Raw genomic sequence first — 25,373 nt, forward strand, 5'->3', positions numbered from 1 at the left:
GGGATTTAAAAATAGAATCTTATCAAAGATCACAGCAATGACCATTATTCAATATATCAATAGGTTTGAATTCAACAGAAATATAAACAACCTAAAAATTAATATTAACTAAATGCACAACGGGTTAATAAAACACTTTATTCATTCTTATAAAACAATAAGAACCCTTAAAGAATAATTGCAAACATACTTTAGAACGGTAATTCTTCGTTATTACGAGTAGATAGAACAATGTGCTATGAACAAAAAAGATTAATATTTTTCTTTAAAAACATCATATTTCGTAGTACATTTAATAAGAAAAGAGATTATATTCTCGATAGACATTTGTATAATGAAGACCCTCTTTTATTTACGTATTCTTTACTGTTTTAGTCTTACTATTACCTTTGCCCAAGATAATATTGATTCAATTCCAGCATTACATAATCAAATTGTAGTTTCACCTCAAGATAGTATAAATAAATACAAAAAATTATCAAGAGAAGCATATGGCAGAGGAGATTTAAAAGCTTTTAAAGAATATACCGATACCGTTTTAGAAATTGCTATATCTAATGATCTGGGCGAAATTAGGGTTAGATCCTTATTAAATCTGGCTATATATTATCAGCAAACTGATCAATATGAGCAATCGTTATCCAAATATTTTGAAGCTGAAGAGTTTGTTAAATCATTACCAGAAAAAGATTATTTAACATTATTGATTAAGGTAAATTTAGGGAATTTATACAACGCTATCGGAAATTATGATATGGCAGCGAGTACAATGAAAAATGTCATTAGCCTTGCTGAAAGTGTTGAAAATTCTGAAGAGTTTGTTTTGGTAGCCAATAATACATTGGGTACAACCGCCTTACATCAGAAAGATTTTTTAGGAGCTCTTGAGTATATGAAAAAGGTAAAAGACTTTGGAGTAAAGAAGAATCGTAACGAGGTTATTATTAGAGCAATGATTAATATTTCTGATTGCTATTTAAAATTAGATCGCTATCAGGATGCTATTGATAATAGTACAGAGGCATTAAAACGTTTTACCCCAAAAGAATCTATAGAAAGTAAGGCTTTGGCTCAATTAACTATTGCTGTAGGATGTATTAATTTAAAGAAAGATTCAGAAGCTTTACCATATTTAAAAGAAGCAAAAGAGATAGGCATTTCGGGTAATTTTCTAAAAATAAAGATGGATTCTCATCGATACCTTGCTCAAGCCTATGAATCATTAGATAGCATACAAAAATCATTAGAAGAACAAAAAGCCTTTACAAAAACTAGAGAGCAATATCTTAAGACATTATCTAAGGCAAAACGATTAGAAATAGAAAAAGAATCAGAAACAAAGTCAACTATTATAGACAAACAAAAAGCATCTATTGCATTTTTAAGTAAACAAAAACAATTCTATATTTTCTTAGGGGGCGTATTGGTCATTTTATTAATAGTGTTTGCCATTATGTATTGGAATAAAAGAATGAAATTAGCCAGAGAATCCTTGCAATTTCAAGATGATAAAACTCTTTTAGAAAATGAAAATGAGGCATTAAAGGATAAATTGAATGAATTAGCCATAAAAATTCAAGCACAAGAAACAATTGAAGAAAATACTAAATTATCATCACACAAAAAGGCTACGATTACCTTACAGGATCAAGAAAAATACATGAAACGTATTTTAGATTATATGGAGGAAGAAAAACCTTATTTGGATCATGAAATTAAACAATCAGATATTGCAGATAAGTTAGCCATAAGCACACATCTTTTCTCAGAAATATTAAATGTTTGTTTTCATAAAAACTTCAATAATTTTATAAATTTATATAGAGTAGACAGTGCTAAGCAATTGATGAAAAACCCAGACTATAAACATTATAAAATTCTTGCAATAGGTTACGAAGCCGGTTTTCCTAGTAAAACATCCTTTAATAGAGTATTTAAAAATTTAGTTGGACTTACTCCTTCAGAGTATCAAAAAAAGAACATACCTTCTATTGATTTAGAAAATGCATAATTTTTATACTCTATTGATATACATGTTTTTATATCATTATTTTTTTGTGGTTGGTAATTTTATATTATAAAAAAAGGAGTTCCATATTATAAATTGGAACTCTTTTTTTATGGTACTCACTTACATTTGAAATCTAATTAATGGATAATAAAATTAAGAAAAGTATCAAGTTAAATATATAAGGTATGTGGATATCGGTTAAGGAAAATCTAATAGAAGAACGTTTTTTTGAACTAAAAACAGGTAATTGTTCATCTGGTAATGTTGTTCTTCAGTTAATAAGACGAGATACCAGAATTTCCTTTTTTCTTTTTCCAAAAAAGATAACAAATCTCATATGCCAAGATACCGGAAAACGGGTGAAAAAATCCCAATGGAGTACAGAAATAGTGAAGACAGCAGAAGAAATGAAAAGAAATCTAAAAGTTCCTTCATGGGGGTATTGGAGCTTTGGTATTATTGCTTTAACAATTCTTCTTGCTGTTCCTATTGGGTTTTATTTAGAAGTTAAAGATAGTATAGGTGCAACTAGATCCTTTATGACTGAAAATAACCAACAAAAAAAGTTTATTTTACAAACTTTGGATATTGGAGATTTAGTAGCTACTTCAGATAAAGTATATATAATCTCTGAAATGACAGATAAGCATGTGAAATTAATAGAAAGTGAAATTCCGGCAAAACCAGAAAATTATACAGAAGGCCTATCTAATGAAGAATATCCCGCAGCTTCTTTTACAGGAGAAGAAATTCAAGTATTACGAATAATATTTGTTACTGCAAGAGTATCCAATACAGATCAAATTCTTAATATTCTGGATAATTAAGTTGTAAAAAACAAATACCTTTTCTTTAATACTATAGAAGGATATGACTTTTTATTTCATTTTTTGATTAAAGCTGCTTTTGTACTATTGTAAAAAGGAATATTGACTTGATATTGATATTGTTTAGATTTTACTTCAATTTTAATTTGACTATTGTCTTCAGCTATTATTTTTGGTTTTAATAATTGGAGCTTATTTTTTGAAGGCTGAAGTATCCAAACTAATGTTTTGTTGGCTTTAATTGTAGTACTATATGAGGTTGCTGTATTAGGTTCAAACTGGTTATACATTGAGCTATACCATCCTTGGGGGCTAGGTTTTTCTCTTCCTTTAATTTGGGTAATTTTAAAATCCTGATACCCCACCGGAATTATTGCTAAATTTCCTTTTTCATGATTTGTTTTTACGATTTTATTTTCTTGTTCTACAATACATTCTGGATGCCAATGCCATAGGGTTTGGATTTCTCGCGGTCTATCAGTAATAATTTTATCTACTACAATCCAAAAATCACCACGAATATAAAAGATGGATCGATTATGTATTGCTTTGCCTTGGATATCATTAAAAACATTAAAAGACCCTGTAGCGTAATCAAATTCGTCAGTGATTTTATAGGAAGCAGTATCCAATGGTTTTTCTGTAACCGAAGGACCTTCTCCTTGTCCTTTATGATCAATTAAAACGGTATTATGGCCAGCACTGCTTTGTGCGTAGGATCTAAATTTTTTTGCTACTTCTCCTTTATACGCAAATCTACCCGAATCTACAAGCAGATCACGCCCGTATGCAGATACCGAAATATGTAATTTATCATTATGTTGATGTGTAGCTCCCCATGGACCAACATCAAAAAAGGACCAATGTGCATCTTTATCAAATCCATTCCTTGATATCAACTGACCAGCCCACGGGAAAAAATATGATAAGGTAAAGGGAGCTAGTCCTGTCTTACCATTAGATGCTATATATTCCCAATCAGGACGGTCAAATTTTTTTGCACCTTTGAGAACATTATCTCTGTTGTACATTAAATCACCATCATTATTTAACCCACCAAAACCACTTGGACGTATAGATTTTGCGGTATAATCATACATTTTTTCTATTGTTCTTATTAGAGATGAAGGAACTTTTTTTCCTGCCAATTCACAAGTGTTTTTAAACTCTTCAAAGTTCATTAGAGCTACATAATGATAATGTGATGTTAATTCATTCTGTACTCCATCATCATAGACTTGATCTGCAATGCTTTGCGTTAATTTTTCTGTAGCATAAGACAACCACTCTTCAGATTTTTTATATTCTGGAAAACAAGTAGCGACTACAGAAAGTCCAGATAGCTCCATAGTCAACCAATTTCCACCTATGTGGTATTTGTGATTATAATCAGCATGATCAGACAAACTGCTTAATATTAGTAATTTTGTGACATCTAATAGATGTTCACTGTCTATTAAACTATAAAATATTCTAGGCCAGGATTTATTTCTAAAAGAAACTTCTAAACCACGCCATATTGCACCCCAAGTTTGTTTATTAGGATACGGTTGACTTTTTATAATAAAATCTCTTAAAAAAGAATCGATATAGATGACATATTTGGGATTACCGGTATCAAAATATGCGTTCAATACTTCATCGACTTGATGGTGCCTATTAGAAAGCCAAGCCCATTCAGCATCTTCATTTGGTCCTTTATAATACCAATCCCTATGACCATCTTTACCGTAGGGTACTTTTCCTTTAACATTCTGAATGGTAAAAACATTCTTTAATATAGTATCTGCCTGGGCTATAGTTTTATGTGTTTGTATAGGGAGTTTTTTTCGTAAATAATTTGAAGTATTTCCATTTTTATAATATAGAAGTAAGTACTCACAAGCCTTTATAACTTCGTTATTATCATATGAGTCCTTTACTTTTTCTAAACCAGGATAATTAAGGTTAATATGATCAAATATATGATGTAATATTTCGGGGTAATTGTCATTCAAATCTTTGATAGATATAATCTCTTTCCAATTTTTTTGTGCAAGAGTATTGTCTGGAAAGAAAATAAAAACTAAAACGATTAAGATGTTTCTGATGATTATTACCATACTCTTATGTGTTTTAAATTCAGTTAAAAATTAAAAAGATAAGAATACTACTACTATAACTTATAGGTATTTTTCTATACGATATGATATAAAAAATGCTTAATACTGAGAAATATGGTAAAGGTATATTGTATTAAAGAGCTACTAGTAAGATAATAGTGAAAAAACTAGCTAATCAAACAAGTCAGAACTTAGATAACGATCTCCTCGATCACAAATAATAGCCACAATAACTCCGCTTTTTAAAGTTTTAGCAAGTTTAATCGCTGCAGTAACAGAACCACCACTGCTCATACCAGAGAATACACCTTCTTCTTTTGCAAGACGTTTAGCCATTTCTGTAGCTTCTTCCTGACTTACTTCAATTACCTGATCAACCTTATCGGGATTAAAGATTTTAGGAAGGTATTCTTTAGGCCATTTTCGTATTCCCGGAATTTTGGATTCATCTGTAGGTTGAACTCCCACAATTTGTATAGTTGTTGATTGTTCTTTTAAATATGTTGAAGTACCCATAATAGTCCCTGTAGTTCCCATAGAGGATACAAAGTGAGTGATTTTACCTTCGGTATCTTTCCAAATCTCTGGGCCAGTGGTTTTATAATGCGCTTTCCAATTATCGTCATTTGCGAACTGGTTAAGCATGATATATCCATCTTTATTCACTTTTTCTTCAGCATAGTCACGAGCTCCTTCAATGCCTATGTCAGCAGAAGTAAGTGTAACCTTAGCACCATAAGCTCTCATTGTTTGTACCCGTTCTTTGGTAGAGTTTTCGGGCATTACCAGTTCAATATCAAGTTTAAAGATTCCTGCAATCATAGCAAGCGCAATGCCTGTATTTCCACTGGTGGCTTCAATTAATTTTGTTTTTTGATCGATATCTCCTCGATCCAATGCTGATTTAATCATGTTATAAGCAGCACGATCTTTAACGCTGCCACCAGGATTGTGACCTTCTAGCTTTAAATATAATTCAACATTAGGATTATCAATTAAGGAAGTGGCCTTTACCAATGGAGTGTTTCCAATAAGGTCTAAAATACGATGTGACATTAAACAACTTTTTTGATCTTGATTTCTGCTGTGTTTGAGATAATTGAATTTTCGGGAACCGAAGATGTAATCCAGGCGTTACCACCAATAGTACTATTAGCTCCAATAATCGTATTACCTCCTAATATGGTTGCGTTTGCATAAATGGTAACATTATTTTCTACAGTTGGATGCCGTTTTACATTACGAAGTTTTCTATCCACATAAAGTCCACCAAGAGTAACTCCTTGATATATTTTTACATTATCCTTTATAATTACAGTTTCTCCAATAACAATACCTGTAGCGTGATCAATAAAGAACGATTCTCCAATTTCTGCACCAGGATTAATGTCAGTACCGGTTAATCGATGAGAATATTCTGTCATTAATCGAGGGACCAGGGGTAGACCAAATTTTAATAGCTCATGGCTTAATCTATAAATTGCAATAGCATAAAATCCAGGATACGCCATATAAATTTCTTCGATAGAATTAGCAGCTGGATCACTTTTCATAAAAGCTTGAGCATCAAGATTCAATTTTTCTAATATCTTAGGTAATTTTTCTAGATAAGATTGCCACAACTTACTACATGGTCTTTCTGTTTCCCAGCAAGCAAGATCAACGAGTTCTTCAAATGTTTGTTCGAGTAGGTCGATATTTTTAGCAACTTCAGTATCGGTATCAAACAAAGTATAGAAAAGTAAATTTGTAAAATATTCTGTTCTTTCTTTTAGTTTTAGCTTTAAATTTGGGTTCTTTTTTTGTTCTTCGATCTTTGCTATAATCTGATCTCTTTCTTTGGTCATCATAGTTCTTTTAAAAACTCTAGTAAATATATAGAATAAAGAATAACATGAGTCCTTATAAGTTGTAAATCCTTACATTTTTCAGATAATTATAACAATACGTGGTTTAAATTTGTATTTATCCATAAAAACAGGTTAAAAAACAAGAAGAACCTGTAAAGCAAATACGCTTTTATAAAAACTTAAAAAAGAAATATCTTCAGTTTAAAAATTTTTCTTGACGTGTTCCCTTTCCTTTTATTTCAACTGATATTTATCATAATTTTTTTGAAAACATGATCCTAAATTTGATTGTAAATTTAAACTGATTACAATGAAAAAAAGAACTCCCATTTCCAAAATAATGACTTCTGATGTTATCACATTAAACAGCACTAATGGTTTAGAAACAGCAGAAATGTTGTTTAAGAAAAATAAAATTCGCCATATCCCTGTAGTTAAAGGGGATGCTGTTGTAGGGATATTAAGTTATACAGATTTACTTCGTATAAGTTTTGTAGATACGGTTAATGAATTTGAACATGAAGTAGATACTGTCGTTTATAAAATGTTCACTATTGAACAAGTAATGGCAAAAAATCTTGTAAGTGTAAATTCTGACACGATGATTAAGGAAGTAGCAGAAATATTATCTGAAAGAGAATTTCATGCATTACCAGTTATTGATAATGACAAATTAGTGGGAATTGTGACTACTACCGATTTAATAAACTATTTACTAGATCAATTTTAGATACTTAAAATTTTATGTTTATAATACTGATACTAGTAAGTATGTAGTGTGAACTATACTTTTTCTTTTATTGATGTTTTATTTATGGGTTGTATAGAAGGGAAATGATGGTACTCATTCCATAAATTTTAGTTAAACTTCAATTCAGAAGATAGATTTTAGTAATTTTAAGTTTCAAAATTAGTATATGAGTACCATACCAAAATCGTCATTTGAGTTTTTAAAAAATCTAAAGAAAAACAATCATAAAGATTGGATGACCGAGAACAAGAAAGAATACCAACGTAATGAAAAATTATTAAAAACATTTTATGCCGAGGTTGCGGAGAGATTAAATGAAAAAGATGAAATTGAAAAAACTAAGGTTTTTAGAATTAATCGAGACATTCGTTTTAGTAAAGATAAAACACCATATAACGTACATCGTAGTGTAAGTTTTAGTAGATCGGGAGCACATAGGAGGGGAGGTTATTATCTGCGATTAGAGCCAGGTAATTCTTTGATGGCAGGTGGTTTTTTTGGCCCTCAACCTGCTGATTTATTAAGAATTCGAAAAGAATTTGAAATGGATGATCAGGAAATTAGAGACATATTATCCAAACCAGATTTCAAAAAAGCATTTGGAGGTTTTAATGAGGAATATCAGGTTAAAACTGCTCCCAAAGGATTTAGTAAAGATCATCCTGCTATTGATCTGATTAAGAACAAATCTTTTTTCGTTCAACATAGTTTTACAGATGATGAAGTGTTTGCATCTGATTTTATGGACAAAGTTGTATTTCATTATGAATTATTAAGACCTTATTTTGATTATATGAGCGATGTGCTTACAACAGATCTTAATGGGGTTTCTTTATTAGATGATTAACAATTATAAATAGATACTCTTAAAACGTAATTTTCGTTCATTTATCGCGACCATTATGTAGTAATTATCACACATTATAAATCAACAAAAAATATGAAGAGAATAGCAATTAATGGATTCGGAAGAATAGGTCGTGCAGCCTTAAAAGTAATTATGGAAGAGCCAAATTTACAGGTTGTAGCTGTAAATGATCTGATGTCTATAGAGAATGCACAATATTTACTAAAATATGATAGTGTTTATGGGATTTATGATAAAGAAGTCAGTGTTCATGATAATCATTTAGATGTTGATGGACAAAAAATATTATATTTTAACCAAAGGGATCCAGAGCAATTACCCTGGAAGGAAAATAACATCGATATTGTAATAGAAAGTACAGGGTTCTTTACTAACCGGGAAGATGCTGAGAAACATATTCTTGCTGGAGCTACTAATGTTGTGATATCTGGACCAACAAAGAGTAAAGATACCCCTACTGTAGTTCATGGAGTAAATACCGAAGATGGAAAAACAGCAATATTTTCTTGTGCAAGTTGTACTACTAATAATATAAGTCCGGTTGTAGAGATTTTAGGACGTACCATTGGAGTTAAAAAGGCAATTCTGAATACTATTCATGCATATACAGCTTCTCAAACCTTAGTCGATGCGCCCTCAAAAAAGAACCCAAGAATGGGTAGAGCAGGGGCTATTAATCTTACTCCAACATCTACTGGAGCAGCCATAGCAACAACAAAAGCATTGCCACAATATGAAGGGAAATTTGACGGAGTAGCGATAAGAACACCGGTTCCTGTAGGATCAGTTAGTGATGTTACTTTTGTTGCCGAGAGAAATACCAGTGCAGAAGAGATTAATGAAATCCTTCAAAAAGAAGCAAAAACAGATAGATATCTTAAAGTACTGGACGTTACTTATGAGCCTATCGTTTCTTCTGATATTCAACAAAACCCATATGCAGCTACTGTAGATGCTTCTATGACTAGGGTAGTCGATGGGGACCTTGTGAAAATAATGATATGGTATGATAATGAATGGGGATTTACAAATCAAATGATTCGACAAATATTAGAATTGTAATGTATCAATGATTCCTTATGATTTTATATTAGAAGCTTTATATCCACTTCAATTAAAACATCATAAAATGTTTGGAGTGGATGCTTTTTATTATGGAGAAAAGATTGTTTTTGCTTTATGTGAAAAAGAAGAAAATCGTCATGATAATGGTGTGTGGATCGCTACCAAAATGAAGTATCACGAAGAGTTAAGGAAGCATATAAAAGATGTCAGGATTATAAAAAATTTCGGACCTAAAACATGGATGCTATTACCCGCGGATTCTGATTATTTTGAAGAAGGATGTAATCTAATAGCAGAACTTATTAAATCAAATAGTTCGCTTATAGGTAATGTTCCAAAACCTAAAAATAAATGAGATACTAAGAAGTTTTGTTTTATACGATTGGAAGCGTTATAATGGTTTCTACACCTTTATTATTAGGAATAGAAGAAAGTATAAAATCAAAATTAGCATCGTATAGTGTCTGCAGGCGATCTTTTATATTTTTTAAACCCATACCATTTGTAGGTTTTTGCAAATCTAGAGCTTTTCCATTATTTACTATATGAAGCCTAAGGGAGTTTTCCCTTTTGCTTATGTTTAATTGTACCTTAAGATTTGTTACATCATATGAGTATCCATGTTTCAATGAATTTTCTATAATAGGTTGAATGATCATTGTTGGAATAAGTACATTTTCAATTTCTTTTTCAATAGAAATATCGATAGATAAATGATCAGAAAATCTAATCTTCATGATATCTAGATATTTATTAAGTATGGTTAGTTCTTTATCAACAGTAATAAGGTTTTCATCTTTTAGAATTAATAGTTCTCGCAATAAGTCCCCTAAGTACATAATCATATCTTGAGCTTTCTTTTGATCTTCTTTTATAAGTGCAGAAATACTATTAAGCGTATTGAATAAAAAATGAGGGTTTAACTGAGATTTTAGAGCTTCCATTTTCATGGTTAGAAGTTGTTGAGATAAGTATGCTTTCTGTAACTCCATTTTTGTACTTCTATTAATGTAGTAATAAGAATAAATAATACTCACAAACCCAACGTAACCTAAGAAATCACGACTTGAAAAATATATTAAGTTATAAATTATTTTATCTCCCGAAAAAGAGGTAATATCTGCTTTGGAAATCGCTATATATATTTCTCCAAACAAAGAGATAAAAAAACCATATATCCAAGACATCATAAAATGTATTATTATGATATATGACCATTTATAGTTGTAGCCTATCATAATTTTGGTTAAAAAAAGAATTAAGCAGACTATAGGGGCAACAATAAATATTGCACCAGTTAACTCTCTAATAATTATAGTAAGTAATTCAATATTTTTAAAACTTTTTTCTTCATAAAACCAAAATAAGATCACTCTTAATATAATGACTATCTTATAAGCAATTACATAGCCCATAAGGATGAAGAATAACTTTTTATCAATGTAATTTTTCATTTTTTACTCCCATTTTTACTAAAAAGTGATTTTTATGACCTTTACTAACTCTAAATTGATGATTGTCTTTCATTTTTACATCGATTGTTCCATAAGCTGAATTTATAAGTTCTTTTGTATAGTCAATATTCACAATGGTAGATCTGTGAATTCGTATAAAAGTATTAGAGTCTAGTTGCTTTAGTAAGTTTTGCATCGATTCTCTTAACAAATATTTTCTTTCTTGTGTATAAATTTCTACATAGTAATTAGAGGCAGTAATATACAAGATAGATTCAGTATCAATAAATGTCGTTTTATTTCTAAGTGGAATTGGTATTCTTTTATTTAATGAAGAGATATTGTTGTCATCATTTTTGATATAATTAAGTAAATCACCTACTTTTTCCTGAAGCAATAGGTTTTCTTTTTTATTGAAAATTTCTAAAGCTTTTTTTACTGAAATATAAAAACGCTCTTCATTAAATGGTTTTAATAAATAATCAAAGGCAAAAAAATTAAATGCTTTTAATGCATAGGATTCAAAAGCAGTTACAAATATTACAACAGGCGTTTTTACAGAAATTCTTTCAAGAATATCGAATCCTGTCATATCTTTTAATTTAATATCTAGAAATATAAGATCCGGATTTAATTCATTAATCAGATAAATAGCTTCTCGCCCCGTTTTACAATGACCTATTACTTCAATTTCAGAAATTGGGATTAGTAGATTTGATATTAATTTCCTTGCAAGAGGTTCATCATCAATTATCAATGCCGAAATTTTCATTATATGTTGTTGATATGGTTACAAGATTATTGAACAATGTAGTTAAAATTAATTTGTTAATTTTTTGATAATTCCATTCACATCAAAATAAAAGCTATTCACTTCAAAAAAAGGAAGGTGGACTTCATTACAAAGAAAGCATTGTCCAAAAAAGATAATTTTAAACGAAATAATTACGATAAGTCAGTAAGTTTTAATTCACTCAAAAACTATCATAAAATGAGGAAATTCTATTTTTTTATATTCATTATTTTATCTTTTACAACCTATGGCCAAAATGTAACTACGATTTTAAACTCTCCCGAAGCAGATATTGATGATGCGTTGGCTCTTGATTCTAAAGGGAACTTATATGGATCTAATTTTGTAGGGAATACAGTATATAAAATAACACCAAAAGGAGAAGTAAGTACTTTTGTAACCGGATTACAGAATCCCAATGGTTTAGCTTTTGACTCTTGGGATAATCTATTTGTTGCAGAGTATGGGAGGAGAACAATTAGGAAATATGATACTAACGGAAGTCTTGTAAAAAGTTTTCCATTAGATAGCGGAATTCCATCAGGAATGATCAAATCATTATATCGCAATACTATAATTTATACAGATGTACAAGACAATGGTATTAAAGAATTATTTCCAGATGGTACGATTAAGGTACTTTATCAAGGAGCACCTCTTGATTCGCCTGTAGGGTTGGCTTTTGATCGAAGAGGAGCTCTTTATATAGGTAATTTTAATAATCGAGAGATTTATAAATTATCTTCAAGAAAAAAAGAATTAGAATATGTAGCTACGGTCCCTGATTCTGGAACAGACTTTCCTTTTCTAGCTTTTCTTGCATATGCAAATGGCTCTCTTTTTGGGACTAATTATGGAGAGCATAAAATCTATAAAATTAATCCCAGATCGATTGATGATGTAGAGATATATGCAGGTAGTTCTAATGGCAATGTAGATGGTAATATTTCTGAAGCTACATTTTCTTATCCTGCAGGAATTATTTCAAATAGATCAGGAAGTGAATTGTATGTTTCTGAGTTTAGTGGATTAGGAAATGTGAGAAAAATATCCAGAAGAAAGAGAAGATGTGATTTTTATATAGGACTTAAAGCTTATCCAAATCCTGTTTCTGAAATATTGAATGTGGCGATTGACTCAAAGGAAAAAGGAACCTTTAAGATTAAAATATATGATCTATTCGGTAGAAAACTTGTTTTTCAAAGTGAAGAGACAAATGAAACTGAAGATATTTTAAAAACAATTAAGGTTGAAGGTTGGAAAAGAGGTTTTTACAAACTAGAAGTTTCTAAAGGAAGCTGTAAACGTTATAAGCTAATCATCGTAAGATAAGTTAATAGTAGTTCGATAATTTTGGTATTATCCAAACACACTATCAATATTGTAAACTAACATAAAAAGCTTTAAAGATATATTTACTCTAAAGCTTTTTATGTTAGTTTATAAATTATTTTTTTTAAATCTGACTCATTCCACCATCAACTTCTAATTCTATACCATTGATATAAGAAGCATCGTCGGAAACTAGAAATAATGCTGATTTGGCTATTTCTTCTGGTGTGCCAAAACGACCTAATGGTACTCGTTGGGCAAAACCTTTACCCATTTCTTCGGTAATATCTTTTGGTAATCCCATTTTTGTAAAAATATCTGTAGCAATTGGACCTGGAGCAATAGAATTTACTCTTATTTTTCGGGACTTAACTTCTGATGTTAATACTCTTTGATAGGCACGTAATGCACCTTTGGTTGCAGAGTATATTCCGAGGCCATCAAAACCTCGCTGTGTAACTACAGAGTTATTAAATAAAATCGTTCCTGCATCATTTATATGCGGCAAGGCTTCTTTTATGGCTAGTATTGGTCCTTTTACATTGATATTAAATATCTCATCATAGTGCTTTTCGGTAATTTCATCAGTTGGAGTAGGTTTTAAAACAACTCCAGCATTAAGAAATAAAATATCAATGTTACCGTATGCATTGATTGCTTCCCTGATTAATCTTTTGTTATCTTCTGCTATAGATACATCTGCAGTAACAGTAATGAAATCTCCTGTAAGAGAAGCTGCTACTTCATCTAATGCTTCCTTACGCCTTCCAGAAAGCACTACCTTGGCACCTTCTTTTAAATATAGTTTGGCTGTTGCTAGTCCGATTCCACTATTTGCACCTGTAATGATGGCTACTTTGTTGTGTAATTTTTTCATTCTATTGTTTTTAATTATAAATTTTGTTAATCGTAATTATTTCAGTTATAACAATCAAATAGAGTTGTTTTTATAGAGTTTAAGTTTGTGTTTAAAAAAATAGGAGTGTAATTGATTATTACATTTAGAATTATTTGTCTACCTGTTTTTTTGGGATTATCAATTGTATATGTGCTCAAAAAAAAAGTAATGAACTTATCCTTTTTTTTCTGATCTTCAGATTTATGACCGGTATAAGCATTAATTTGATTTGTTTCAGAAGAAACTATTAATTCGAAGAAATTTTGTGATAGTTCTATTAACGAATACCACTTGTGATTATCATTTTCTTTTCCCATAGTATACTTTCAATAAGTTATATGCCAAATGGGAGGAGTTTGGAAATTTGATAAAGAATTCGTAAAAATTATGTAAATAATAGATTTTAAAGATTGTAATATACAAATAATGTATTTTTTATACAAAAATCTATTATGATGAGTTTTTATTAGCTATCGCATACTAGTAGAGATAAAGTGATGATTTAGAAATAGAAAAAGCTGATTATTCTTATAATCAGCTTTTTCTATTTCTAAATCATTTATTTCTTAAATCTGACTTAATCCACCATCTATTTCTAATTCTACACCATTAATATATGATGCATCTTCTGAGGCTAAAAACAATGCAGATTTTGCAATTTCTTCAGAAGTCCCAAAGCGACCTAGGGGTACTTGTTGTGCAAACCCTTTACCCATTTCTTCTACTACATCCTGGGGTAATCCCATTTTTCCGTATAGAGGAGTTGCAATAGGTCCCGGAGCGATAGAATTTACTCTAATACCTCTTGATTTCACTTCAGAGGTTAAAACACGTTGATATGCACGCAATGCACCTTTGGTTGCAGAATATACTCCTAATCCATCAAAACCTTTCTGGGTAACAACAGAATTGGTAAAAAGAATAGTTCCCCCATCAGTGATATGTGGCAATGCTTCTTTTGTCGCCAGGATAGGACCTTTTACATTTGTGTTAAATAAAGTGTCATAATGTTCTTCGGTTATTTCGTTTGTTGGAGTAGGAGGAGCAATACCTGCATTAAGAAAGAGGATGTCAATTTTACCATATTTTGCAGTTGATTCTTCGATTAATCTTTTGTTATCCTCTGCTTTAGATACATCTGCTTTTATTGTAATGAAATCCCCTTCTAATTCTGCTGAGACTTCATCCAGAGCTTCTTGACGTCTTCCTGAAATGACTACTTTGGCACCTTCCTGTAAATAAAGTTTAGCGGTTGCCAATCCTATTCCGCTATTAGCGCCGGTAATAACGGCTACTTTGTCTTGTAATTTTTTCATTTTATTATTTTATGTTAAGATGTTTTATTTGAAACAATCGTTTCAAATCGATTAAAAAAAATATATTAATAAAGTACTTTAACTAAGTTTTGTATTAAATTTCTAAGGTCTTCTTCATTTTTATTCAATATTCCTGTCATTCGCAATCCTTGTATGGATGAAAATAGATAAAGCGCATATTGACTTGCAGTTTGATCTTGATTAAAAATTTTCTCCATTTGTCCGTTGTATACAATATCCTCAAGCATAGCAATCATTCTATCTTGATTTTTTTCCATGAATGCATTGATTAAAGGTTCCTGATTTGTCATTTCCGATTTACAATTTACTATTAGGCATCCTTTTTTATCATCATCAATCAATATTTCATCAAGATACATTTCAAAAATTGCATTTATCATATCAGATGCATTATGAGCGTGAATAAGTCTACTATCCATTTGTCCACCAACACTGGATTGATAATAAGAAAGAACTTCTAAGAACATACTTAATTTACTACCAAAAGAATTATAGATACTAGACCGGTTTAAAGCAGTTGCATCCACCAAATCTTGCATAGAAGTACCATTGTATCCCTTGATATGAAATACTTCTGTGGCTCTTTGTAAAACCTGGTTTCTGTCAAATGTTTCTACTTTTGGCATTTTTAATTGAAATGATCATTTCAAAATTACGTTATATTTGGATTCAATATTGTTATTAAAATCATAATTTTTAAAAATTATTAGATTTCTAATTTCATAATGATATCCGTTTGGATTTCTGTTCCAAGCATAAATTCATGACTATCAATGGTTTTGAATCCATTTCTTTGATAGAATCTAATAGCTCCGGGATTCTGATCCCAAACACCTAACCAAACATAATCTGCATTTTTTTCCTTAGCAATACGTATTGATTCATTTACTAATGATTGCCCAATCTTTCTACCTTGATATCTATTTAAGACATAAATTCTTTCTATTTCAAGCGGATTACCCTGCATAGGCTCAGTTTGGGCATCTCCCATATTTAGTTTAATGTATCCAGTTATTATATTATCTAACATGGCAAAATAGAAAAATGAATTATAGTGTTGAAGTTCCTTCGTAATTTGCTCCAGGGTAAATTTTTCATTCAGATAGCTTTGGATATTTTCCTCAGTATTGGCTGGTGGACCAAAGGCATCATAAAAGGTTTGTCTTCCAATTTTGGTCAATTTTTCACTATCTGTAAGGGATATTTTTACCAGACGTATTTCTTGAGAAATCATAAGTATAGTATTCTCAACTAAAATAACAAATAGTATTCATTTTATCAAAGTTAAAAGGTGACTCTATTACAATAGAGTCACCTTTAATACTAATACTAATACTTAATAGTATAATAATCTAAGTTAATTTTTCATGAATTGAAGAGTAGTATTCTTACTAGCACTTCTTACCATTAAAAAGTAAATTCCGTTTTGAAGACGAGATACATCTAGTTTCATGTTATTTTCTGTTGATGTAGTTTCTCGAATTACTGTTCGTCCTGAAAGATCTCTAACAGATATAACATCTTGTTTTGCGATACCTATAAGTTGTAATTGATCTTGTGCAGGGTTAGGGTATGTGACTATTTTAGTGTTATCTAAAGCAATTTTGGCACTGGCTGGCGCATCATAAGTAATAGTTAAAACGGGTTTTCCAGTCGCAGCTTCAGAAGAATTGAAGTTAGCATCTCCACCGCTAGCCTGGCTAACGATTAAGGTTAAGAAATTACCACTTACAGTAACACCAGTTAAAGCGATATCCTTAACTGCGCCATTTGAGAAAGGGCCATTTACATTTCCTAATGAAGCACCTTTGGCAGGAGCATTAGCAGAAGTTAAATTCGTTTCTGTCCAATTGCTATTAGTTCCCAGGTTAACGTTAATTACTCCGTTACCCACATCAGTATTTCCTGTAAGTTTTAAACTTGCAGAAGTAATAGCTCCAGTGATACCCGAGACATCGAATTTTAAGTAAGAAACACGATTTGTTCCATCAACATAAAGAACACTATTATTTATTGTAGAATTATTACTTGCTTGTATGTAAGCATCATCTACAGGGTTTAAAGTTGCTGTTTGCGGTGTGGTAGTTGTACCTCCAGAAGTACTACCAGAAAGTGTAGCAACTGGACTTGGTCCATTTCCTCCTGCACCACACAGAGAACGTACCACAAAATCGTATGTAGTACCAGCTACTAAATTATTAACAGTAATTGATGTAACACCTAAAGATCCAGAAGCAAAAGCGAAAGCACCAGATAAAGAACCTGTATACGTGCCATCATTAAATGCTCTTACCTCAATTGTTCTAGTATCATTAGAAGTATTATCAAAAGATAAAGTTGCAGAGGTATCAGTAACACTTGATACTGTTAACCCTGTTGGAGCAACACTACAATCAGCAGTATTGATAGCATTTACAGTGATCGTACTGGTAGCAGTGAAGTTTCCATCTACAGAAGTAACAGTAATAGTTGCAGTTCCTGCATCCACTCCTGTAACTACACCAGTACCATTAACTGTTGCTATAGCAGTGTTGCTAGAGCTCCATGTTACATTTTTATTAGTTGCATTAGCGGGAGCTACGGTTGCAGTTAAGTTACTAATTTGTCCAACATCAATTGAAGCTGTTGTTGGCAAAACACTTATTCCGGTTACAGCAATTGTAGTGGTACCTCCAGAAGTGGTTCCGGTTACTATAGGAGAAGTAGTACTAACTCCTGGAGTTCCTCCAACGCATAAAGCACGGAAAACAAAATCGTATGTAGTACCAGCGACTAATCCGTTAATTGTAATAGAAGTACTTCCCGCAGGTGCACTTGCATAACTTGAAGCTCCAACACTTACATTTCCTGTAAAAGTTCCTGGTGCGTAAGATCTTAATTCAAAAGTTCTGGTATCACTCGCAGTATTATCAAATGATAAAGTTGCAGAAGTATCAGTAACATTGGATACTGTTAAACCTGTTGGTGCAGCACTACAATCGGCAGTATTGACTGCATTTACAGTGATTGCACTAGTAGCAGTGAAGTTTCCATCGACAGTAGTTACCGTAATAGTCACAGCTCCTGCAGATATTCCAGTAACTACACCACTAGTATTAACCGTCGCAATTGCGGTGTTACTAGAACTCCATGTTACATTTTTATTGGTTGCATTAACTGGAGCAACAGTTGTTGTTAAGTTACTCGTTTGTCCAACATCAATTGAAGCTGTTGTTGGCGAAACGCTTACTCCGGTTACAGCAATTGTAGTTGTACCTCCTGAAGTAGTTCCTACAACTGTTGGAGCTAATGGACTTGCTCCTGGAGTTCCTCCTGAGCATAGAGCACGGAATACAAAATCATATGCCGTACCTGCTTGTAAATTATTCATAGTAACTGATGTACTACCTGCAGCTGCAGCTGCAAAACCAGATGAAGTTGCATTTATATCTCCTGTAAAAGTTCCTTGAGGGAAAGCTCTTAATTCAAAAGTTCTACTATCATTAGTAGTATTATCAAATGATAAAGTTACAGATGTATTGGTTACACCTGATACTGTTAAGTTTGTTGGTGCAGTATTACAATCAACAGGTGTTGGTGTATTGTCACTACACCTAAATTCTAATGATGTCCAACGTCCTCTAGAAAAAGCAGTACCATTTCCTTCTGGAATATTACCATTAGTATTAGAATTAAATTCTACTCTAAGTACGGCTTCATTGGCCACAGTTATGCCTGTAAAAGTTTGACTAGCCGGAGCATAATCTGTAGTTGTAGTAGGGTTTTGGAATGTACCAATTAATACTTCATCTATAAATATTCTATAGGTACTTTCACCATCTAATTCGGTAAGTGTATTAATAACGACATCATAAGTTCCAGCTTCACCACTGAATGAAGTTGTTGCAGCAGCAAATTGATCTTTGTATTGTGATGCATCAATTGCTAAAGCATTTCTTACAGTATCTACATATCCAGGAGCAAACCCAGTTAATTCTCTGTTGGCAAAATCAGTAATAGCGCTTAGGCTTACATTAGTACAAGAAGATCCTCCACCGACAGTAACAGTACTTGTAGCAGTAAACCCACCATCAGCAGTTGTTGCTGTGATAATTGCACTACCGGTTGCAACACCAGTAACTACACCAGTCGCACTAACTGTAGCTACTGCAGTATTATTTGAACTCCAAGTTATACCTCTATTAGTGGCATTAGAAGGGGTAAAGCTTGGTGTTAAAGCACTAGTCTGACCAGCATTAATAGAAACCGTTGCAGGAGATACAGAAACTCCAGTTACAGCTATAGGGGTAGTATTACCCTCTCGTGGAGATTCTGGAGTTGTAGTGTTCATTGCTATAGTTCCTTTTCCAGTTTGGAACATAAATAACCTATCTATAACATGTCCCTGTGAACGTCCTGCTACTTCAATAGAATAATAGCCGGGAGCATCAAAGTCAGCAAAAATTACTAGTCCGTTTTGACCGTTATGCTCACCAAAACATTCATTAACAAAGGCATCTTTCTGTACCCATACTTTCATCCATTCATTTAGACTTCCAACCTTGGCACTTCCTTTTGTTCCATAAAAATCGGTTCCGTTAACTTTTAACCAGGAATCATTTGCACCATCAAATGTTGTTGAATTGAAACCATATCCTGTTCGCCAAATAAATTGATAAGTACCAGGAGTATTTATCTTGATATCATATTTTAAAACTCCATCAGGAAGAGGATCAACGAATTGGCGATCTGGACCATCATATTGGATATAACCATTACCTAAAGGCTGATTTCCTCCAGTTGTTTTTTTCGACCAAAGTGAATTTGTGGGAAAATCAAGTGATTCAGTATCAATGACTAAATAACCATCAGATTCTACCCAGGCACCTGTTATGACTGGCGCAGGAGTAACAGTAACTGTAGAGGTATCAGTAAAACCACCATCTTGAGTAGTTACAGTTATAGTTGCTGTACCTTCTGCAACTCCAGTTACAACACCGTTAGCATTTACCGTAGCTACTGCTGTATTATTTGAAGACCATGATACATTTCTATTAGCGGCTGATGAAGGAGTTACTACTGCTGTCAAATTAGATGTGCTTCCTACATTTACAGATACCGTTGCTTGTGTAATGCTTACTCCAGAAACTGGATCTGTACCATTTTGTCTTACTAAAGCAACCCAATCAGAGTTTGCAGAATTAGGAGGGTTACCAATACTTCTGTTAGCACCACCAGCAACCTGAGTAACACTACCATTTAATAGCGCTCCTCCGTTACGTGGATTAAACCATTGTACTGAGAAGTCTCCTGATTGTCCATTTAAGTTTAGATTGGTTGAACCTCCATTTTCTAGATAGATTACATAAGTTCTACCAGTTTCAGCCAAACAGTTTGCAGAACCTGAAACTAAATTGTCATTATTTGAAGTTTTCCAAAATTCAATATTATTATTTTGAAAAAAATCAATTACAGCATAACGTGACCAGTTGAATAATGTATTAAAACGGTTAAAATTTTCGGTTTTAAAATCACCTTGTCCACCACCATACCACATTACACCAGGTCCACCAGCGATCATAGTTTTCCAAAGAATACGGGTTCTTGCTTCTGTTTTTACTGAGCTATTAGCGATATCTTGCGATGTAAATATTCCAGTTCCACCAGGGTTTTGTTCATCAGAAGCAACTACCCATGGAGTTCCGTCATTTTTGGAATTATTAATCCAAGTTAATATTCCGTCAGGACCATTATAAGCAGAGGCATAATTATTTTTACTAGAACTCTGTATAGATGCTCCTGTTAGTTTTGCATCAAGACTTAACCAAGTTGTGTACTTATTGTGTTCATCTGGATATGTGTGAATTACACGATGGTTTTGCCAAGGATCATTAGCAGCCATAAAATCAATACGTTCGATAGCACTGGCAGGAGTTCCTCTATATTCTTCAGAAAAATTCCATTCTACTGCAAGATGATGCCCAAATCGTGCAATCATTTCTCGATAATATGTTTTTAATTCGGTACTGTTTAAAGCATCCCAGTTTTCGTTTTCAGCTAATTTTAAATGTAACAATAACCCATTTTGTTCAGCATGATTTAAAACAATTTCCCATTGTTCTAATTTAGATACGTCATAAACAAATTTAGCATTAGCGGTTGTCCATGGGTATACATTTTTATCATCACCTCCAAAAAGACTCATAGAAACAGAGTTCATTTTTTGATCTTTCAGATAATTTAAGGCACCGATAATATTTTTACCTTTACCACCATCCCAGGTTGGGTCAGTGTTGTTATAATCTGTAGCATGTGGGTTAAATTGATGTTCTGGAGTAAACCCAGAATTAATATTACCCGCTACATCAGCATCAAAATCATTATAGTTTAAGAAATTTTCAGGAGAATCAGGACCTAACTTCAAATAGTATTCTCCTGTTTCAGAGAATTGAAGATAACGACGTTCACTATCAGTACCAGTTGTTTTATAGACCAAACGTCCTTTTGCTCTTAAATCAGGAGCTGTTTTATTAGACGCAGTAATACTTCCAGCACTTCCTGTGAGATTATGCACAGGAGAAGGTAGATTACCAACATTACTAATTGCAATATCATTACCGGTATAATACAATACACGATATGTCCAGTTTCCCGTTTCATCGGGTCTTAGATAAGCCTTATATACTTTACCTTGTTTTGCATTGGTGTTAGCTGCATTTCCATCTGCAGCAAAAAACCCAGGTACTCTGATATTTCTACCACTTGGACTTGTGAAAATTACATCCATTCTAGTATTTCTAAATGTGGCTGCAGCTTCGGTTAAATTATTCCCTGGTAATGTTAAGGAAACAGTTATTTTATGCCATTTCTGGAGTGTTCCGCTGACATTGACGGATTGCGAATGCCCTCTAAAGGGCATAATTAATAACATCACTATTGTTAATAATGATGGAATTAATACTGGAGTTTTTTTCATGATTTGTGTTTGTGTTAAAAAGTTTTTTTAGTTAAATAGTTCTGTTTTAAATAAACTGCACTAATGTATTGTTACCATAATGGAATCACTATAGTTATTACATAAAAGAAGGGTACAAATGATTTTGTACTCCATTTGTACACTATGTACCCTGTTTGTACCCCTCTTAAGAAATACTCCCGTTCTTAATACATGTTTTTGGTTAAATATATTAAAATCAACATTTTAAATATGAATAAGGTGGTTTGAAAGTTATTTTTTAATGTTACTCTTAATATGAAGGCAGTAGGAGCTTCCAAAGTGAGATGGCAGTAATAATTGTCTAAAAGGACCCATAAACTAAAATGTTAGAAGTCAGTTTTATATAAGGTTTATTTGCTGAACGATTTAATATTTATAAGTATAATTAGAGCTGCTATATTATAAATGACAGAAAGAAGAATTTCTACAGTTAAAAAAAAATAATCTATTAATGAAATGTTTTTAACTGATTGATAATAGGATATAGAGTGCTGTAATGTGCGAAGGAAAGATAAAAATGATATTGGTTTATTTCACTATCTAAATATGAAATTATAAGCTTTAATAACTATAAAAACGCCATGCATTTATTTTGCATGGCGTTTTAAGATATTGAATGATTTGATTTATTTTAATTTTTCATAAATCGAAGTGTAGTACTTTTACTGTTGTTTTTTATTGTTAAAAAGTATACTCCTTTTTGAAGGTTAGACACATCTAGTTTCATATTTTTTGTTGTTGATGTATTTTCTCGAATTACAGTTCTTCCTGAAAGATCTCTAACGGATATAACATCGTGTTTAGCAATACCAAGTACTTGCAGTTCATTTACTGCTGGATTTGGATATACCATTGTTTTAGAGGTGTCTAACGCAATTTTGGCACTAGCTGGCGCATCATAGGTAATAGTTAATACAGGTTTCCCATTAGCATTTTCATCAGAAGCAAAACTAACGTCATTTCCTCCAGTTTGTGTTACTACTAAAGATAAGAAATTACCACTAATGGCTAAATTACTTAATGTGAAATTTTGGGCTTGATTTAAGCTATACGTTTTGTTTAAGTTTCCTAACAAAACACCTTTGGCAGGAGCATTTGCTGTATTTAAATTAGCTTCAGTCCAATTATTACTATTACCAAGGTTTACTTCTATGTTACCATTACCACTATCACCACTTACAGTTAGTTTAAGTGTAGCGGCTGTAATCGGCCCATTAATACCTGATACGTCAAATTTTAGGTAGGAAACTCTTTTTCCACTTTCAGTACGTAATATAGAACTATTGTAACGAGTATTTCCTTGCAGGAATGCATCATCAATGGCTGATAATGTTGTAGTTTGTGGAGTGGTTGCGGATGTACCTCCTGTAGTACTTCCTACGATAGTAGGAGCTAGTGGACTCGCACCAGGAGTTCCTCCACTACATAAAGCTCTTAATACAAAATCATAAGAAGTTCCGTTTTGTAAACCATTCATCGTTATAGAAGTACTTCCGGCAGCACCAGCAGCAAATCCTACACCGCCAGAATTAATGTTTCCTGAGAATCCACCCTTAGGGAATGCCCTTAATTCAAACGTACGTGTATCATTAGCAGTATTGTTATATGATATAGTGACCGAAGTGTTCGTAGCACTTGCAATAGCCAGATTAGTAGGTGCTGTACTGCAATTAGCAGAACCGGTTGGAGTAGTCAAAGTTAATACAGCACGATCAAAGTTAAACAAGAAACCAGCAGTACCAGTATACGTAAAACGAATTTTTTGTGTACCTGCAGCCAAATTCAGGTTTCCAGAAACAGGAGTACTATAGTTATGCCAGTCATTATTTACAGGAACAGTTAAGCTTGCCAAATTATTTCCGGCAACAGAAGCTACAATATTTCCTCCCACACCATTTGAAGATACGAAGGCATCCATTTTATAAATACCCGCATTAGCAACATTAATATTGTATTCTGTATAGTTATTATTTGTAATAAATCCTAAATTTTGACCGCCTCCTGGTGTGTTTTCAGCTTTTACTCCTCCATTTTTAGCGACAAAGTTTTCTACTTGAATGGTTCCCGGAATAGCAATTGAAGTAGGGTTAGGGTTTGGATTATCACAATTTGCTGCAATAGGATTGGCTCCTGCACCAGATGGCTTAGTATACGCTTTTGATAAAATAAATTTATCCATTTCAAAACCATCTTCTCTCATAGAAAACGAAATGGTATGAATACCAGCGGTAGGTACGTTTATAAATATTTGCTGTGCAACTCCACAGTGATTAGCATTCGTACGTTGTTTACTTTCCCATGTCCAGGCATTTTTACCGGCACACCATTGCATTTTCTTTCCAGAATCTGGCCAGGTACCATCAATACCAACATGTATTCCGTTATCCTCGGATCCAGTAGAATACGCTCTTACCCAAACAAAATATTTACCTGGAGAATTAAATTTTACTTTGTAATCTAATACTGCAGCGACACCTGGTGCATCAGAAAAGCTAACTCCAGGAACTAGAGGGTCACCATGCGTTACACGAGTATCAGGTAATAACTCAACATATTTTCCTCCACTTGCAGCTCCTTGATGACCTGGATCTGGATCTGGATTAGGCGTGCTACCATTTCCTCCGCTACCAATAATAAACCACTCTCTATCTTTAGTTTTAGATTGTTTTACAAAATCTTCAGCTTCGATAGCTGCTACACCATTTTTTTCTTCAAATGTTTTACCAGTACATGGAGTAGGGTCTGGACCAGGGTTTGATGTAGTATTCATTACATATCTTGACCAAAATTTGTCATGTGTATCTGCATTTGAACCTATTTCAAAAATCCACCAGTTTTCTACACAATCTGAATAATCAACACCATCTGTGAAGAAGAATGACCAATCATGGGGAAATCCGTTTGGGAAATAATTGTTGAAAATACGATCAGCCTCTGTCCATAGGGTTTTAGCTACACTATTGGGAGAGTTTTTAGCTTGATCAACAAATGAATTACTTCTATTTCTGTACATAGGAGTAGACCAGGGTCCATGATCTCCCCAACCATCGTTCCAACCAGCATTTCCATCATCAAGAAGAAAATATCTAGTATTTGCTTTTACATTGTT

The 25,373-nt window shown here is 32.6% G+C and carries 19 protein-coding genes and 1 pseudogene; 8 read left to right on the plus strand and 12 right to left on the minus strand.

Annotation, left to right across the window (positions count from 1 at the left end; translation table 11 throughout):
* The 3 genes and pseudogenes from FOF46_RS32765 to FOF46_RS27275 form a co-directional block, all read left to right on the plus strand.
* Nucleotides 1–112, plus strand: a pseudogene (locus tag FOF46_RS32765) (IS982 family transposase); the annotation flags it as partial.
* 222 nt (nt 113–334) lie between these two features.
* Complete coding sequence (locus FOF46_RS27270; RefSeq protein ID WP_143918678.1) at nt 335–2,011, plus strand: AraC family transcriptional regulator; 1,677 nt, start codon at nt 335–337, stop codon at nt 2,009–2,011.
* 185 nt (nt 2,012–2,196) lie between these two features.
* Complete coding sequence (locus FOF46_RS27275) at nt 2,197–2,838, plus strand: hypothetical protein (protein ID WP_143918679.1); 642 nt, start codon at nt 2,197–2,199, stop codon at nt 2,836–2,838.
* Between the two features lie 56 nt (nt 2,839–2,894).
* Here FOF46_RS27275 and FOF46_RS27280 read toward each other — a convergent pair whose 3' ends face one another.
* The 3 genes from FOF46_RS27280 to epsC all read right to left on the minus strand — a co-directional run bounded on the left by FOF46_RS27280 (nt 2,895) and on the right by epsC (nt 6,787).
* On the minus strand, nt 2,895–4,940 hold the full coding sequence (locus FOF46_RS27280) for an alginate lyase family protein (protein ID WP_143918680.1): 2,046 nt from the start codon (nt 4,938–4,940) through the stop codon (nt 2,895–2,897).
* 171 nt (nt 4,941–5,111) lie between these two features.
* On the minus strand, nt 5,112–5,996 hold the full coding sequence (gene cysM, locus FOF46_RS27285) for a cysteine synthase CysM (protein ID WP_109437633.1): 885 nt from the start codon (nt 5,994–5,996) through the stop codon (nt 5,112–5,114).
* Nucleotides 5,996–6,787 carry a serine O-acetyltransferase EpsC gene (gene epsC / locus FOF46_RS27290; RefSeq protein ID WP_109437868.1) on the minus strand — a complete coding sequence of 264 codons (792 nt, stop codon included), beginning with the start codon at nt 6,785–6,787 and terminating at the stop codon, nt 5,996–5,998. Before epsC ends, cysM begins: the two co-directional genes overlap by 1 nt.
* Before the next feature lie 313 nt (nt 6,788–7,100).
* Here epsC and FOF46_RS27295 point away from each other — a divergent pair, with 313 nt between their 5' ends.
* The 4 genes from FOF46_RS27295 (at nt 7,101) to FOF46_RS27310 (ending at nt 9,829) form a co-directional block, all read left to right on the plus strand.
* Nucleotides 7,101–7,520, plus strand: a complete 420-nt coding sequence (locus tag FOF46_RS27295) for a CBS domain-containing protein (protein ID WP_143918681.1) — start codon at nt 7,101–7,103, stop codon at nt 7,518–7,520.
* Nucleotides 7,521–7,707: 187 nt separating this feature from the next.
* Nucleotides 7,708–8,388 (plus strand): DUF2461 domain-containing protein, encoded by a 681-nt coding sequence (locus tag FOF46_RS27300; RefSeq protein ID WP_143918682.1) that lies wholly within the window; start codon nt 7,708–7,710, stop codon nt 8,386–8,388.
* 93 nt (nt 8,389–8,481) lie between these two features.
* Nucleotides 8,482–9,471 carry a type I glyceraldehyde-3-phosphate dehydrogenase gene (gap, locus tag FOF46_RS27305; protein WP_109437630.1) on the plus strand — a complete coding sequence of 330 codons (990 nt, stop codon included), beginning with the start codon at nt 8,482–8,484 and terminating at the stop codon, nt 9,469–9,471.
* A gap of 7 nt (nt 9,472–9,478) precedes the next feature.
* Nucleotides 9,479–9,829, plus strand: coding sequence for a hypothetical protein (locus FOF46_RS27310; RefSeq protein ID WP_109437629.1), 351 nt, complete (start codon nt 9,479–9,481; stop codon nt 9,827–9,829).
* A 19-nt stretch (nt 9,830–9,848) separates the two neighbouring features.
* On the opposite strand, the gene FOF46_RS27315 is transcribed toward FOF46_RS27310, so the two are convergent.
* Both FOF46_RS27315 and FOF46_RS27320 read right to left on the minus strand, forming a co-directional pair.
* The gene (locus FOF46_RS27315; RefSeq protein WP_143918683.1) at nt 9,849–10,928 is read right to left on the minus strand and encodes a sensor histidine kinase; all 1,080 of its coding nucleotides are present in this window, start codon (nt 10,926–10,928) and stop codon (nt 9,849–9,851) included.
* Nucleotides 10,912–11,700 (minus strand): LytR/AlgR family response regulator transcription factor, encoded by a 789-nt coding sequence (locus FOF46_RS27320; protein ID WP_208746826.1) that lies wholly within the window; start codon nt 11,698–11,700, stop codon nt 10,912–10,914. The genes FOF46_RS27315 and FOF46_RS27320 overlap by 17 nt, the downstream gene beginning before the upstream one ends.
* 219 nt (nt 11,701–11,919) lie before the next feature.
* On the opposite strand from FOF46_RS27320, the gene FOF46_RS27325 reads away from it, so the two are divergent.
* Nucleotides 11,920–13,053, plus strand: a complete 1,134-nt coding sequence (locus FOF46_RS27325) for a T9SS type A sorting domain-containing protein (protein ID WP_143918684.1) — start codon at nt 11,920–11,922, stop codon at nt 13,051–13,053.
* 124 nt (nt 13,054–13,177) lie between these two features.
* Here FOF46_RS27325 and FOF46_RS27330 read toward each other — a convergent pair whose 3' ends face one another.
* From FOF46_RS27330 to FOF46_RS27360, 7 genes are all read right to left on the minus strand, one after another.
* The gene (locus FOF46_RS27330; protein ID WP_143918685.1) at nt 13,178–13,930 is read right to left on the minus strand and encodes an SDR family NAD(P)-dependent oxidoreductase; all 753 of its coding nucleotides are present in this window, start codon (nt 13,928–13,930) and stop codon (nt 13,178–13,180) included.
* A gap of 41 nt (nt 13,931–13,971) precedes the next feature.
* The gene (locus FOF46_RS27335; protein WP_109437625.1) at nt 13,972–14,268 is read right to left on the minus strand and encodes a hypothetical protein; all 297 of its coding nucleotides are present in this window, start codon (nt 14,266–14,268) and stop codon (nt 13,972–13,974) included.
* A 249-nt stretch (nt 14,269–14,517) separates the two neighbouring features.
* Nucleotides 14,518–15,267, minus strand: a complete 750-nt coding sequence (locus FOF46_RS27340) for an SDR family NAD(P)-dependent oxidoreductase (protein WP_143918686.1) — start codon at nt 15,265–15,267, stop codon at nt 14,518–14,520.
* A 65-nt stretch (nt 15,268–15,332) separates the two neighbouring features.
* A complete protein-coding gene (locus FOF46_RS27345; RefSeq protein ID WP_143918687.1) occupies nt 15,333–15,914 on the minus strand; it encodes a TetR/AcrR family transcriptional regulator in 582 nt (193 codons plus the stop codon).
* A gap of 80 nt (nt 15,915–15,994) precedes the next feature.
* Nucleotides 15,995–16,522: a GNAT family N-acetyltransferase gene (locus tag FOF46_RS27350; protein WP_143918688.1), complete on the minus strand. Its 528-nt coding sequence runs from the start codon at nt 16,520–16,522 to the stop codon at nt 15,995–15,997.
* 123 nt (nt 16,523–16,645) lie between these two features.
* Nucleotides 16,646–22,243 (minus strand): Ig-like domain-containing protein, encoded by a 5,598-nt coding sequence (locus tag FOF46_RS32770; protein WP_143918689.1) that lies wholly within the window; start codon nt 22,241–22,243, stop codon nt 16,646–16,648.
* 652 nt (nt 22,244–22,895) lie between these two features.
* The coding region (locus tag FOF46_RS27360; protein WP_143918690.1) for a carbohydrate-binding protein at nt 22,896–25,373 on the minus strand (2,478 nt) is incomplete at its 5' end.

The sequence above is a fragment of the Aquimarina algiphila genome (assembly GCF_007489275.1).
In the GTDB taxonomy this organism is placed as follows: domain Bacteria; phylum Bacteroidota; class Bacteroidia; order Flavobacteriales; family Flavobacteriaceae; genus Aquimarina; species Aquimarina algiphila.

Excerpts from the sequence above, each read along its gene's own strand:
- FOF46_RS27345 (WP_143918687.1), bottom strand. The coding sequence starts at position 15,914 with ATGCCAAAAGTAGAAACATTTGACAGAAACCAGGTTTTACAAAGAGCC.
- FOF46_RS27340 (WP_143918686.1), bottom strand. The coding sequence starts at position 15,267 with ATGAAAAAATTACAAGACAAAGTAGCCGTTATTACCGGCGCTAATAGC.
- cysM (WP_109437633.1), bottom strand. The coding sequence starts at position 5,996 with ATGTCACATCGTATTTTAGACCTTATTGGAAACACTCCATTGGTAAAG.
- epsC (WP_109437868.1), bottom strand. The coding sequence starts at position 6,787 with ATGACCAAAGAAAGAGATCAGATTATAGCAAAGATCGAAGAACAAAAA.
- FOF46_RS27315 (WP_143918683.1), bottom strand. The coding sequence starts at position 10,928 with ATGAAAAATTACATTGATAAAAAGTTATTCTTCATCCTTATGGGCTAT.
- FOF46_RS27280 (WP_143918680.1), bottom strand. The coding sequence starts at position 4,940 with ATGGTAATAATCATCAGAAACATCTTAATCGTTTTAGTTTTTATTTTC.
- FOF46_RS27335 (WP_109437625.1), bottom strand. The coding sequence starts at position 14,268 with ATGGGAAAAGAAAATGATAATCACAAGTGGTATTCGTTAATAGAACTA.
- FOF46_RS27320 (WP_208746826.1), bottom strand. The coding sequence starts at position 11,700 with ATGAAAATTTCGGCATTGATAATTGATGATGAACCTCTTGCAAGGAAA.
- FOF46_RS27310 (WP_109437629.1), top strand. The coding sequence starts at position 9,479 with ATGATTCCTTATGATTTTATATTAGAAGCTTTATATCCACTTCAATTA.
- FOF46_RS27300 (WP_143918682.1), top strand. The coding sequence starts at position 7,708 with ATGAGTACCATACCAAAATCGTCATTTGAGTTTTTAAAAAATCTAAAG.
- FOF46_RS27350 (WP_143918688.1), bottom strand. The coding sequence starts at position 16,522 with ATGATTTCTCAAGAAATACGTCTGGTAAAAATATCCCTTACAGATAGT.
- FOF46_RS32770 (WP_143918689.1), bottom strand. The coding sequence starts at position 22,243 with ATGAAAAAAACTCCAGTATTAATTCCATCATTATTAACAATAGTGATG.
- FOF46_RS27270 (WP_143918678.1), top strand. The coding sequence starts at position 335 with ATGAAGACCCTCTTTTATTTACGTATTCTTTACTGTTTTAGTCTTACT.
- FOF46_RS27275 (WP_143918679.1), top strand. The coding sequence starts at position 2,197 with ATGTGGATATCGGTTAAGGAAAATCTAATAGAAGAACGTTTTTTTGAA.
- gap (WP_109437630.1), top strand. The coding sequence starts at position 8,482 with ATGAAGAGAATAGCAATTAATGGATTCGGAAGAATAGGTCGTGCAGCC.
- FOF46_RS27295 (WP_143918681.1), top strand. The coding sequence starts at position 7,101 with ATGAAAAAAAGAACTCCCATTTCCAAAATAATGACTTCTGATGTTATC.
- FOF46_RS27325 (WP_143918684.1), top strand. The coding sequence starts at position 11,920 with ATGAGGAAATTCTATTTTTTTATATTCATTATTTTATCTTTTACAACC.
- FOF46_RS27330 (WP_143918685.1), bottom strand. The coding sequence starts at position 13,930 with ATGAAAAAATTACACAACAAAGTAGCCATCATTACAGGTGCAAATAGT.